Source organism: Burkholderia pyrrocinia (assembly GCF_018417535.1).
Lineage (GTDB): Bacteria > Pseudomonadota > Gammaproteobacteria > Burkholderiales > Burkholderiaceae > Burkholderia > Burkholderia pyrrocinia_E.
Genome location: NZ_CP070977.1, coordinates 3,343,040 through 3,355,823 on the forward strand (window position 1 = coordinate 3,343,040; position 12,784 = coordinate 3,355,823).

Genomic DNA, 12,784 nt, shown 5'->3' on the forward strand with positions numbered 1-12,784 from the left:
GGCACGGGACGCCGTGCGCGCGGCACGGCGTCCCGCGTGTGCTGCGTCAGAACGAATAGATGAACTGCGTCGCGAGCAGGTCGTTGGACTTGCCGTACGAACCATCGTTGCGCAGGAACACCTTGTTGTTCGCCCAGTCGTGCCGGTATTCGACCTTCACGGTGATCTGCTGGGTCGGATAGAACAGCAGGTCGAGCGCGACGTCCTGACGGATCGCGCCCTTGCACTCGAAGCCGAGGCCACCGCCGGCCTTCGACGTCGCGAGGCAGTCCGAATCGACGCCGAAGCCGTTGCTCGGATCCATCCCGTTGCCGTTCAGCGCGATGCCGCCGCCGCCGCCGCCGTTCTTGCTGTTGACGAGCGCATCGTAGCGCAGCGTCACGCCCATGCGGCCGACCACCGGCGCGTTGAACTTGCGGTGCGCGAGCAGCGACAGCCCGTACCACTGCGCGAGCCCGCCGTTGAACGCCGCATGATCCTGTCGGCCGTAGTCGACTTCCGCGTTGTATTGCACGTCCGCGAGCGTGTAGGTCGCGTCGAGTTCGCCGAAGAAGAACGAGCCATACGCGCTCGGCGCGTTGCCGCCCGGGCCGTAGTGCACGACGCCGTTCGAATCGATCGCGCTCGCGAGCGTCTGCCGCCCGATGTTGAACGAGCCGCCGATGTCGAGCGCGCTCGACCACGTGTAGTCGGCGCGCGCGGTGAAGGTCGGCACCTTGTTGCTGGTCGTGATCGGGTCGCCGAGCGCATTGGTGCCGGTCTGCGTGACCGAACCGTAGGTGCGGTACTGTTCGTTGCCGAGGAAGAACTTCCACGCCCAGTTGCCCTTCGTGTAGTTCGCGCCGGCACCGATGTAGCTGCCCGGATCGGAGAAGTCGTACAGCAGGTTGTGCGTGAGCGTGAGCATCTGGTTCGACTGCTGCACCTCGTAGCCGCCGAAGCTCGGGATCAGGCCGGCGACGAGCGTCGTCTCGGCCGTGATCGGCACGTTGACGACCGCCGTGTTCAGGATGTTGTTGCCGATGTTGCCGCGCGAGTTCTGCAGCAGCGTGATGCCGTTGCCGCGGTTCGGCATCAGCGTGATCTCGGCCGACGGCGCCATCGGGCCGACGCCGAAGGTCTTCTTGATGTCGAGGTAGAGGTCGCCGAACGTGCTGTTGAAGTAGTTGTACGCGCTCTCGTGGTTCGCGAACAGGAACGACGACGTGCCGGCCGCGCGGTTGTAGATGTAGGTCGGATCGATGTAGCCCGTCACCGACAGGCCGGCGAGCGGGCCCGTGTTGGCCGCGTCGGTCAGCGAGTCGACCTTCAGCTGCTGGTTCGCGATCTGCTGCTTCATTTCGCCGACCTCGTCGTTGGTCAGCGTGGCCTGCGCCTTGCCGTAATCCGGCGAGCCCGGATCGACGGCCACCGCAACCGGCGCCGCGCCGGCCTTCGCACCGGCCTGCGCGACCGCGGCGCCGCCCGGCTTCGCGGCGAGCTGCGCCTGCATGGCCTTCATCTGTTTCTGCAGCGCCGCGACCTGCGCCTGCAGCGCCTTGATCTCGGCGGATGTCGAGTCGGCCAGCGCGATGCCCGGCAACGCGCCGGCCACCAGCAGGCAGATCAGTTTCTTCTTCATTGCGGATTCTCCTTGTCGTGCGCCAGTCAAAGTGCGATCGGTTCGCGCGCCGCATGGGGCGGCGCGCGGGTCTTGTTATCGATGAAAAGAAAAGAGGAGGCTCACGCCACCGCGAACGCCGCCTTCATGTCGGCCATCCGGCGCCGCTCGCGCGCGATCATCATCCGGTTCACGACGATCACGCCGATCGTCACGGCCGTGATGAACAGCGTCGCCAGCGCATTCATCTCCGGGTTCAGCCCGAGCCGCACGCGCGAGAACACCACCAGCGGCAGCGTCGTCGACCCCGGCCCCGACAGGAACGCCGACAGCACCAGGTCGTCGATCGACAGCGTGAACGACAGCAGCCACCCCGACAGCAGCGCCTGCGAGATCAGCGGCAGCGTCACCACGAAGAACACCTTCAGCGGCGTCGCACCCAGATCCAGTGCAGCCTCTTCCAGCGACTTGTTCATCTCCTTCACGCGCGACTGCACGATGATCGCCACGTACGACACGCACAGCATCACGTGACCGATCCAGATCGTCAGCATCCCGCGGCCCTTCGGCCAGCCGAACATCTGCTCCAGCGCAACGAACAGCAGCAGCAGCGAGATGCCCTGGATCACTTCCGGAATCACCAGCGGCGCGTTGATCATCCCCGTGTACAGCGTGAAGCCCTTGAAGCGGCCGAAGCGCGCGAGCACGAAGCCCGCCCACGTGCCGATCACGACCGACGCGGTGGCCGTCAACAGGCCGATCTTCAGCGACAGCCACGCGGCGGTGAGCAGCTCGTCGTCCTGCCACAGCGCCGCGTACCACTTCAGCGAGAAGCCCGACCACACCGTCACCAGCTTCGACTCGTTGAACGAGTACACGACCAGGCTGATGATCGGGATGTACAGGAACAGGAAGCCGAAGGCGAGAACGCCCGTCGACAGCGGTTTGCTCGGTTTGATCATTTCGCTTCCTCCAGTTCCTTGACCTGGTAGTACTGGAACAGCGCCATCGGCACCAGCAGCAGCATCACCATCGCGACCGTCACCGCGGACGCCATCGGCCAGTCCATGTTGTTGAAGAATTCATCCCACATCACGCGGCCGATCATCAGCGTGTCGGCCCCGCCGAGCAGTTCCGGAATCACGTACTCGCCCACCGCCGGGATGAACACCAGCAGGCTGCCGGCGATGATCCCGTTCTTCGACAGCGGCAGCGTGATCCGCGTGAACGCGACCCACGGCTTCGCGCCGAGGTCGTATGCGGCTTCGAGCAGCGTGAGGTCCATCTTCACGAGGTGCGCGTACAGCGGCATCACCATGAACGGCAGGTACGAATAGACCATCCCGATGTAGACGCCCGCATCGCTGTGATAGAGCCGCAGCGGCGTGTGGATGATGCCCAGCGCGATCAGCGTATGGTTCAGCAGGCCGTCGTCCTTCAGGATGCCGATCCATGCGTACACGCGGATCAGGAACGACGTCCAGAACGGCAGCATCACGGCCATCATCAGCACGTTGCGCCGGTTCGGCTCGGCGCGCGCGATGTAGTACGCCATCGGGTAACCGATCAGCAGGCACAGCACCGTCGACACGGCGGCCATCTTCAGCGAGCTGAGGTAGGTCGCGATGTACAGGTCGTCCTGCAGCAGGAACGCGTAGTGCGACAGCTGCAGCGCGAAGTGCACGACGCCGTCCTTGAACTCGACGAGCGACGTGTACGGCGGGATGCCCATCACCTGGTCGGCGAAGCTGATCTTCAGCACCAGCACGAACGGCAGCGCGAAGAAGACCGCGAGCCACAGGAACGGCACGCCGATCGCGACGTTGCGGCCCGACGGCAGGAAGCGCGACAGCGCGGCGAAGCGGCCCGGGCGGGACCGGCCGGCGCCGGTGCTCGCGGCACCGGTCGACACCGGCGCGGACGGAGTGGAAGCAGAGGTTCTCATCGTGTCGTCCTCACTGCGTCAGCACGACGCCGCTGGCCGGCGACCACGACACGAACACGTCGTCGTTCCAGGCGGGCGCCGCGTCGGTCATCAGGTGCGAGCTCGACAGGTTCGACACGACCGTCTTGCCGCTCGGCAGCCGCACGTGATACAGCGAGTACGCGCCCATGTACGCGATGTCGGTCACGACGCCGCGCGCCCAGTTGTGTTTCGAGCCAGGCTTGTCGCGCGATACGTGTACGCGCTCCGGGCGCACCGAGATGCCGACCGGCATCCCGAGCGGGCCCGTGACGCCGTGGCTCACGTACATGCGCGCTTCGAGGTCGTCGCTCTCGACGAAGATGTGGTCGGGTTCGTCCTCGACGACGCGCCCTTCGAACAGGTTGGTCGAGCCGATGAATTCGGCCGAGAAGCGGCTGTTCGGGAACTCGTACACTTCACCGGGCGCGCCGATCTGCACGATCTTGCCTTCGCTCATCACCGCGAGGCGGCTCGCCATCGTCATCGCTTCTTCCTGGTCGTGCGTGACCATCACGCAGGTCACGTCGACCTTCTCGATGATGTTCACCAGTTCGAGCTGGGTCTTCTGGCGGATCTTCTTGTCGAGCGCGGACATCGGCTCGTCGAGCAGCAGCAGCTTCGGGCGCTTGACCAGCGAGCGGGCCAGCGCGACGCGCTGCTGCTGGCCGCCCGAAAGCTGATGCGGCTTGCGCTTTGCATACTTGCTCATCTGCACGAGCGCGAGCGCATCGGCCACGCGTTCCTTGATCTCGTTCTTCGGCGTACCTTCCTGCTTCAGGCCGAACGCGACGTTCGATTCGACCGTCATGTGCGGGAACAGCGCGTACGACTGGAACATCATGTTGACCGGGCGGCGGTACGGCGGCAGCGACGCGAGGTCTTCGCCGTCGACGAAGATCTTGCCGGAGGTCGCCGTTTCCAGCCCGGCGAGCATGCGCAGCAGCGTCGACTTGCCGCAGCCCGAGCTGCCGAGCAGCGCGAACAGCTCGTTCTTCGCGATCGTCAGGTTCACGTTGTCGACGGCCGTGCTGTCGCCGAATTTCTTCACGACGTTCTCGATGCGCACGAAGGCGTCGTTTTGCGTACGGGCCGCAGCGGCCGGTTGGGTCTGTCGTGCAGCAGCGGAAGAGGGTATCGATTGCATGGGAGTCACCATTCGTTCTTCACGGATTGCAGGCGTGAGCGTCCCCGCGCGAGGCGTGCAACGCGACTCGCGGACAACGGCTCGTGCCGGATGGAACAGTGCGCGCGGCGCGCACGGGCGGACGGATGTCCGCGAATCTCAGGCGGGCAGGCGTGAAGCGAAACCTGCACCGCCGTGATGCCTGGCGATCAGTGGCCGGTTTTCAGCTGCGCCCACAGACGGTTTTCGAGGCGCAGGATGTCGGCCGGCATCGGCTTCATCAGCACCATCTTCTTCAGCACGTCTTCCGGCGGATAGACGGTCGGATCCTGCGCGACGGCCGGCGTGACGAACTGGTGCGCGGCCTTGTTCGCGGTCGGGTAGAACACCGTGTTGGTGATCGCCGCGTTGACCTTCGGATCGGAGATGTAGTTGATCCACTTCAGCGCGCTCTCGGGGTGCGGCGCATCCTTCGGGATCACCATCACGTCGAACCACAGCAGGCCGCCTTCCTTCGGGTTCGAGAACTTGATGTCGTACGAGCGCTTCGCTTCCGACGAGCGGCGGTGCGCGATACCGACGTCGCCCGACCAGCCGAGCGCGACGCACACGTCGTTGTTCGCGAGGTCGTTGATGTAGCCGGACGAGTTGAACTGGGTGATGTACGGGCGGACTTTCTTCAGGACTTCGAATGCAGCCTGGTAATCGCCGGGGTTCTTGCTGTTCGGATCCTTGCCCATGTACTGCAGCGTGGCGGCGAACACGTCGACGGCCTGGTCGAGGAACGACACGCCGCAGCCCTTCAGCTTTTCCATGTTGGCCGGATCGAACACCAGTGCCCAGCTGTCGACGGGCGCCTTGTCGCCGAGTGCCTTCTTCACCGCCTGCGCGTTGTAGCCGATGCCGTCCGTGCCGTAGGCCCAGGGGACGCCGTACTGGTTGCCCGGATCGGCATCCGAGATCATCTTCATCAGCAGCGGGTCGAGGTTCGCGAGGTTCGGCAGCTTCGACTTGTCGAGCTTCTGGTACACGCCGGCCTGGATCTGCTTGGCCATGTAGTTCGACGTCGGCACGACGATGTCGTAACCCGAGCTGCCGGCAAGCAGCTTCGCCTGGAGCGTGTCGTCGCTGTCGTAGTTGTCGTACTTGACGTGGATACCCGTCTGCTTCTGGAAGTTCGGGATCGTGTCCGGTGCGATGTAGTCGGACCAGTTGTAGACATTCAGCTCGTCGGCATGCGCCGACGGGCTGGCGACCGACGTGAACGCTGCCGCGGCGGCAAGGGCGGCAACAGAACAGGCTTGGCGAAGAAAGCAGGCACGCATGGTGGAGTTCCCCTGGTTATGGCGGCGTGCGGCGCCCGCCGCACGCCTGTAGACAAAGCCGTTACGAAATACTCAGTTGCTGGGCGGTTGCATCGACGGCCTTCTTCGCCTTCGACACGAGTTCATCGATTTCCGGACGCGAGATCACGAGCGGCGGCGACAGCAGCATCCGGTCGCCGGTCGCGCGCATGATCAGGTTGCCGCTGAAGCAGAAGTCGCGGCAGATCGTGCCGACGTCGCCGCCGTTCGCGAAGCGGCGGCGTTCGGCCGGCGCTTCGGCGAGCTGCAGGCTCGCGACGAGGCCATGGCCGTGCACTTCGCCGACGATCGGGTGACGCGCGAAGGTTTCGCGCATCAGTGCCTGGAAGTACGGGCCCGTGTCGTTCTTCACGCGCTCGACGATCCCTTCGTCGCGCAGCACTTTCAGGTTCGCGACCGCGACGGCTGCGGCGACCGGATGGCCCGAGTACGTGAGGCCGTGGTTGAATTCGCCGTTGTCGATGATCGGCCGCGCAACCCGTTCGTGAATCCCGACCGCACCCATCGGCACATAACCCGACGTGAGGCCCTTCGCCATCGTGATCAGGTCGGGCTCGAAGCCGAAGTGCTGGTGTGCGAACCACTCGCCGGTACGGCCGAAACCGCCGATCACCTCGTCGGCGACGAGCAGGATGTCGTACTTGCGGCAGATCCGCTGGATTTCCGGCCAGTACGTCGACGGCGGGAAGATCACGCCGCCCGCGCCCTGGAACGGCTCGCCGATGAACGCCGCGACGTTCTCCGCGCCGAGTTCGAGAATCTTCGCTTCGAGCTGCTGCGCGCGAGCGAGGCCGAACGCTTCCGGCGTTTCGCCCGGCTGCGCTTCGCCGAAGAAATACGGCTGGTCGATGTGCACGATGTGCTCGACCTTCGACGGCATCTGCTCGTGCATGTAGCCCATCCCGCCGAGCGTGCCGCCCGCGATCGTCGAGCCGTGGTAACCGTTCTTGCGCGAGATCACGTACTTCTTCTGCGGCTTGCCCTGCACGCGCCAGTACTGGTGCACGAGGCGCAGCACGGTGTCGTTGCCTTCCGAGCCGCTGTTGCAATAGAAGAAGTGGTTGAAGCCGGCGGGCGTCACTTCCGCGAGCATCGCGGAAAGCTCGATCACCGGCGGGTGCGTCGTCTTGAAGAACGTGTTGTAGAACGGCAGCTCCTGCAGCTGGCGATACGCGGCATCGGCGAGTTCCTTGCGGCCGTAGCCGACGTTCACGCACCAGAGGCCGGCCATCCCGTCGATGACCTTGTTGCCGTCCGAGTCCCACAGGTAGACGCCGTCGGCCTTCACGATCACGCGGCTGCCCGCGCGGTTCAGCGCACCCATGTCCGAGAACGGGTGGATGTGGTGCGCGGCGTCGAGCGCGCGGTATTCGGCGGTCGAGCGTGCCTGCGTCGCGCGCGGCGCGGCAGCCGGCGCGGCCGGCTGGATCCAGGCAGATTCGTTGCGGTAAGTCATGTTTCCTCCGTGATTCCGTATGGCGGTTGTGCGCGCGCTTATACGTGCAGCAGCAGATGGCGGCGTTCCCACGAGCTGATCACGCGGAAGAACGCTTCGTATTCGGTTTCCTTCAGCGCGAAATACGCCTTCAGGAACTTGTGGCCGAGGATCTCGCCGAGCGGTTCGCACGCGGCCATCAGCGTCAGCCCTTCCTCGAGGTTGCGCGGCAACTGGTACGGCAGGTCGTAGCCGTCGCTGACGAGCGGCTCGGTCGGCTCCAGGCGTTGCGTCATGCCGAGGTAGCCGGCCGCGAGCGTCGCGGCGAGTGCGAGGTACGGGTTGCAGTCGACGCCCGGGATGCGGTTCTCGATGCGGCGTGCCGACGGGCCCGAGTGCGGGATGCGGAAGCCGACCGTGCGGTTGTCGTAGCCCCACTGCACGTTGATCGGCGCGGCCATGAAGCGCGACAGCCGGCGGTACGAGTTGATGTACGGCGCGAAGATCGGCATCAGTGCCGGCGTGTACTTCTGCAGCCCCGCGAGGTAGTTGTAGAACATCGACGTCGCGCCGCCGGTTTCCTGCGACGTGAACAGGTTCTGGCCCGTTTCCTCGTCGACGATGCTCTGGTGCACGTGCATCGCGGAGCCCGGCTCGTTTTCCATCGGCTTGGCCATGAACGTCGCGTACATGTTGTGACGCAGCGCGGCCTCGCGCACCGTGCGCTTGAACAGGAACACCTGGTCGGCCAGCGACAGCGCGTCGCCGTGCATGAAGTTGATCTCCATCTGCGCGGCGCCGACTTCGTGGATCAGCGTGTCGATGTCGAGGTTCTGCGCTTCGCAGTACTCGTAGATGTCCTCGAACAGCGGGTCGAACTCGTTGACGGCCTCGATCGAATACGACTGGCGGCCCGTTTCGGGGCGGCCCGTGCGGCCGACCGGCGGGCGCAGCGGCAGGTCGGGGTCCTTGTTCATGTCGACCAGATAGAACTCGAGCTCGGGCGCGACGACGGGCTTCCAGCCCTTCGCCTGGTACAGGTCGAGCACGCGGCGCAGCACGTAGCGCGGCGAGATCTCGACCGGCGAGCCGTCGAAGTGCACGCAGTCGTGGATCACCTGAGCGGTCGGGTCGATGGCCCACGGGATCAGGCGGATCGTCGATTCGTCGGGCACGCACACCATGTCGGGGTCGGTCACGCCGGTCAGCGAGCCGTCCTCCGGATATTCGCCGGTGACGGTCTGCACCATCACGGCCTGCGGCAGGCGCATCGATTCGCCGGACGTGAACTTGTTGCGCGGCGTGATCTTGCCGCGCGCGATGCCGGCCATGTCGGGAATGATCGCCTCGACTTCGGTGATCCGGTGTTGCTTCAGAAAACTTTCGATGTCTTGCATGTCTGTTCTCGTAAGTGGGTCGGCGCGCTCAGGCGAGCGCGGCGGCGGCCATGGTGCGCGTGCGGGCATGGCGGCGGGCGCGGCAGGCGTCGCCGAAAGCGCGGAAGATCGCGCTCGACAGCGGGTCATGCGCATGCCGCCATTCCGGATGCCATTGCACGGCGAGTACGAAAGCCGGTGCGTCGACGACGCTCACGGCCTCGATCAGGCCGTCCGGCGCGACGGCTTCGACGGCGAGGCCGGAGCCGAGCTGCGCGATGCCTTGCTTGTGCAGCGAGTTCACGTGCACTTCATCGCGGCCGCCGGCGAGTGCATGCAGCTTGCCGCCGGGCGTCAGGCGCACGACGTGTGCGGGGCCGTATTGCGACTCCATCGGCGCGGTGTCGTCCTCGCGGTGATCGGCGAGGCCCGGCACGTCGTGCACGTGCTGGTGCAGCGTGCCGCCGCAGACGACGTTCAGCTCCTGGAAGCCGCGGCAGACGGCGAGCACCGGCACGCCTGCGGCGATCGCCGCGCGCAGCAGCGGCAGCGTCGTCGCGTCGCGCGCCGGGTCGTGTTTCGTGCCGGGTGCGCTCGGCTCGCCGCCGTACAGGTGCGGCTCGACGTTCGAGTAGCTGCCGGTAAACAGCAGGCCGTCGACCGTGTCGAGGACGTCGTCGGCCGACTGGCGCTCGCCGAGCGCGGGCAGCACCATCGCGAGCGCCTGCGCGCCGTCGACGATCGCGGCGACGTATTTGTCGCCGACCGTATGCGACGCGTGTGCGCCGATTTGCGTGAGGTCGGCGGTGATGCCGACGAGAGGTTTCCTTTCCATGACGTCAATCAGTAATCCATAGGGCTGTAGCGTGCGTCGGGTCGGATATTGCAAAACGCAGGCACGACACGGCCCCGCAGCCTGGCGCAGAGCGCAAGGCCGCTGGTGAATGGGCGCAGCGGGATGACGTGGCGATCCGCGCTGCGCGCGACGATCAGGCCGTCGTTCGTTTGGTTGCGATACGCGACGCGGCAACGAATGCGCGGACGCGTTCCGTCACCGCATGGACGATGCGGTTGGCGAATCGGCAGACGAAACGAACGACGTAAAGAAAGGAGAGGCGCTACGGCAGCAGCGACGCCACTTCGTCGGTATCGACGGCGACGAATGCGCGTGCGGACACGGCGTTGTGACGCCGGACGGAACGACGGGACAGGATGGTGTAGATCGACAGATGCTGCAGGCGAGGACTATGCCAGCCGCAACTGCCATCGGAAGGGGATGCAGCGCTGCGCGAACTTCGCGCCACGCTTCGATCCCACCTCACCAGAGGGCCACGGACTCTCACGATTACACTCGACTGGGTTGTTGAAAGTATTGAACACCTGACCGTTTCAACGCGCTGGGCGTTTAAAATAATCAAGGCGCCGGTTACGCGTCATTTACATTGATGGGCATCAATTTTTGCGTTGCGATAACGCTTTTTGCTGCCGATGAAAGTCTGATGACGCTGACCTGAGAGCCAGCATATACGAGCCAAAAACGGCGTCAAATGTTTTTTAACGGTCCTGCATCAGGGCTTTCCCGAGCAGTACGAACAAAAGATTCGCAAAAGGAATGATCGACACGGTGTTCATTATTTCGAACGCCTTTCAGGGTTTTCCCCGCTGATGTACGGCATAAAGTGATTAGAATATTCAACGGCTGTCCACTGCGTCGTTTCACTTTGCCATCGCACTTATCGTGTCCGAAACCGAATCGATGTCCACCGAAGTTGCCGAGCGCCTGCGTTTCGTGCGCAACAAGCATGGCCTGTCGCAACGCGAGCTCGCGAAGCGCGCCGGCGTGACCAACGGCACGATCTCGCTGATCGAACAGGGCCGCGTGAGCCCGTCGGTCGGCTCGCTGAAGAAGCTGCTCGAATGCATCCCGATGAGTCTCGCGGAGTTCTTCACGTTCGAGCTCGTCGAATCGCGCTCGGTCGTGTCGCGTCGCGACGAGATGCCGAACCTTGGCAACGACACGCTCGCGTTCCATCTGGTCGGCGCGAGCGTGAAGGACCGCAACATGTGCATCCTGCGCGAGATCTACCAGCCGCATGCCGATACGGGGCCCGAGATGCTCGTGCACGCGGGGCACGAGGGCGGCGTCGTCGTGTCGGGCCGGCTCGAGCTGACCGTCGACGGCGCGACGTGGCTGCTCGACCCCGGAGACGGCTACTACTTCGAAAGCCGTTTGCCGCACCGTTTTCGCAATCCCAGCGCGGAACAGATCTGCGAGGTCGTCTCGGCCAATTCGCCGGCAACCTTCTGACCGCGCGTCACCGCATTCGCGGCCGGCCGCGCATGATGCGCGCGGCGCGTCGCACCGCGAATGCCACAACATTGAGGCATCCTGATGAACAAGTTGACTTTGGCTGACTGGCAAAACAAGGCGGCGTCGCTCGAGATCGACGGGCGCGCATTCATCGACGGCGCGTCGCGCGACGCGCACGGCGGCAAGACGTTCGACTGCGTGAGCCCGATCGACGGCCGCGTGCTGGCGAAGGTCGCCGAATGCGGCGAAGCCGACGTGAACGCGGCCGTCGCGGCCGCGCGCCGCGCGTTCGACGCGGGCGTGTGGGCCGGCCTGAACCCGCGTGCACGCAAGGCCGTGCTGCTGCGCTGGGCCGCGCTGATGCGCGAGCATCTCGACGAACTGTCGCTGCTCGAGACGCTCGATGCGGGCAAGCCGATCGGCGATACGACGACGGTCGACGTGCCGGGCGCCGCGTACTGCGTCGAATGGTTTGCGGAAGCGATCGACAAGGTCGGCGGCGAAGTCGCGCCGGCCGATCATCATCTCGTTGGCCTCGTCACGCGCGAACCGGTCGGCGTGGTGGCGGCGGTCGTGCCGTGGAACTTCCCGATCCTGATGGCCGCGTGGAAGTTCGGCCCCGCGCTCGCGGCCGGCAACAGCGTCGTGCTGAAGCCGTCGGAGAAATCGCCGCTGACCGCGATCCGCGTCGCACAGCTCGCGTACGAAGCCGGCATTCCGGCCGGCGTGTTCAACGTCGTGCCGGGCGCGGGCGAACCCGGCAAGCTGCTCGCGCTGCATCGCGACGTCGACTGCATCGCGTTCACCGGGTCGACGGCGGTCGGCAAGCTGATCATGCAGTACGCCGCGCAGTCGAACCTGAAGCGCGCATGGCTCGAACTCGGCGGCAAGTCGCCGAACATCGTGCTGCCGGACTGCCCCGATCTCGACCGCGCCGCGCAGGCGGCGGCCGGCGCGATCTTCTACAACATGGGCGAGATGTGCACGGCCGGCTCGCGTCTGCTCGTGCATCGCGACATCAAGGACACATTCATCGAGAAGCTCGTGGCGGCCGCGCGCGCGTATGTGCCCGGCAATCCGCTCGATCCGTCGGTATCGATGGGCGCGATCGTCGACGGCATCCAGCTCGAGCGCGTGCTCGGCTATATCGAGGCGGGGCGCAACGAAGGCAGGCTCGTCACGGGCGGTGCACGCGTGAAGGAGGAGACGGGCGGCTTCTACGTCGAGCCGACGGTGTTCGAGGTGAAGCCCGATGCGAGGATCGCGCGCGAGGAGATCTTCGGGCCCGTGCTGTCCGTGATCGTGTTCGATGACGTCGACGAGGCCGTGCGGATTGCGAACGACACCGAATACGGGCTGGCCGCGGCCGTGTGGACGTCGAACCTGACGACCGCGCACGACGTGTCGCGCCGGTTGCGCGCGGGCACGGTGTGGGTGAACTGCTACGACGAGGGCGGCGACATGAACTTCCCGTTCGGCGGCTACAAGCAGTCGGGCAACGGCCGCGACAAGTCGCTGCACGCGCTCGAGAAGTACACCGAGCTGAAGTCGACGCTGATCCGGCTGCACTGACGCGATGCCGCGGGCGCTGCCGCTCGGCGGTGCCCGC

At 65.3% G+C, this 12,784-nt stretch carries 11 protein-coding genes; 2 read left to right on the forward strand and 9 right to left on the reverse strand.

Annotation, left to right across the window (positions count from 1 at the left end; translation table 11 throughout):
* Positions 1-46 precede the first annotated feature (46 nt).
* The 9 genes from JYG32_RS15530 to JYG32_RS38930 form a co-directional block, all read right to left on the reverse strand.
* On the reverse strand, positions 47-1,621 hold the full coding sequence (locus tag JYG32_RS15530) for a DUF3138 family protein (RefSeq protein WP_174381852.1): 1,575 nt from the start codon (positions 1,619-1,621) through the stop codon (positions 47-49).
* Between the two features lie 101 nt (positions 1,622-1,722).
* Entirely contained in the window at positions 1,723-2,562 is an 840-nt protein-coding gene (locus JYG32_RS15535; protein ID WP_174381851.1) for an ABC transporter permease subunit, read from the reverse strand.
* Positions 2,559-3,545, reverse strand: coding sequence for an ABC transporter permease subunit (locus tag JYG32_RS15540; RefSeq protein ID WP_174381850.1), 987 nt, complete (start codon positions 3,543-3,545; stop codon positions 2,559-2,561). Before JYG32_RS15540 ends, JYG32_RS15535 begins: the two co-directional genes overlap by 4 nt.
* Positions 3,546-3,555: 10 nt before the next feature.
* A complete protein-coding gene (locus JYG32_RS15545; RefSeq protein WP_213264014.1) occupies positions 3,556-4,710 on the reverse strand; it encodes an ABC transporter ATP-binding protein in 1,155 nt (384 codons plus the stop codon).
* Between the two features lie 188 nt (positions 4,711-4,898).
* A complete protein-coding gene (locus JYG32_RS15550; protein WP_174381848.1) occupies positions 4,899-6,014 on the reverse strand; it encodes a polyamine ABC transporter substrate-binding protein in 1,116 nt (371 codons plus the stop codon).
* Positions 6,015-6,075: 61 nt separating this feature from the next.
* Positions 6,076-7,509, reverse strand: coding sequence for an aspartate aminotransferase family protein (locus tag JYG32_RS15555; protein WP_213264015.1), 1,434 nt, complete (start codon positions 7,507-7,509; stop codon positions 6,076-6,078).
* A 38-nt stretch (positions 7,510-7,547) separates the two neighbouring features.
* Positions 7,548-8,885, reverse strand: coding sequence for a glutamine synthetase family protein (locus JYG32_RS15560; protein ID WP_213264016.1), 1,338 nt, complete (start codon positions 8,883-8,885; stop codon positions 7,548-7,550).
* A gap of 28 nt (positions 8,886-8,913) precedes the next feature.
* Entirely contained in the window at positions 8,914-9,699 is a 786-nt protein-coding gene (locus tag JYG32_RS15565) for a gamma-glutamyl-gamma-aminobutyrate hydrolase family protein (RefSeq protein WP_213264017.1), read from the reverse strand.
* A 283-nt stretch (positions 9,700-9,982) separates the two neighbouring features.
* Positions 9,983-10,207: a hypothetical protein gene (locus tag JYG32_RS38930; RefSeq protein ID WP_072437498.1), complete on the reverse strand. Its 225-nt coding sequence runs from the start codon at positions 10,205-10,207 to the stop codon at positions 9,983-9,985.
* Between the two features lie 413 nt (positions 10,208-10,620).
* Here JYG32_RS38930 and JYG32_RS15570 point away from each other — a divergent pair, with 413 nt between their 5' ends.
* Together JYG32_RS15570 and JYG32_RS15575 are read left to right on the forward strand one after the other, a co-directional pair.
* The gene (locus JYG32_RS15570) at positions 10,621-11,172 is read left to right on the forward strand and encodes a cupin domain-containing protein (RefSeq protein ID WP_174381844.1); all 552 of its coding nucleotides are present in this window, start codon (positions 10,621-10,623) and stop codon (positions 11,170-11,172) included.
* Positions 11,173-11,256: 84 nt separating this feature from the next.
* Positions 11,257-12,747 carry an aldehyde dehydrogenase gene (locus JYG32_RS15575; protein ID WP_213264018.1) on the forward strand — a complete coding sequence of 497 codons (1,491 nt, stop codon included), beginning with the start codon at positions 11,257-11,259 and terminating at the stop codon, positions 12,745-12,747.
* Positions 12,748-12,784: the final 37 nt, after the last annotated feature.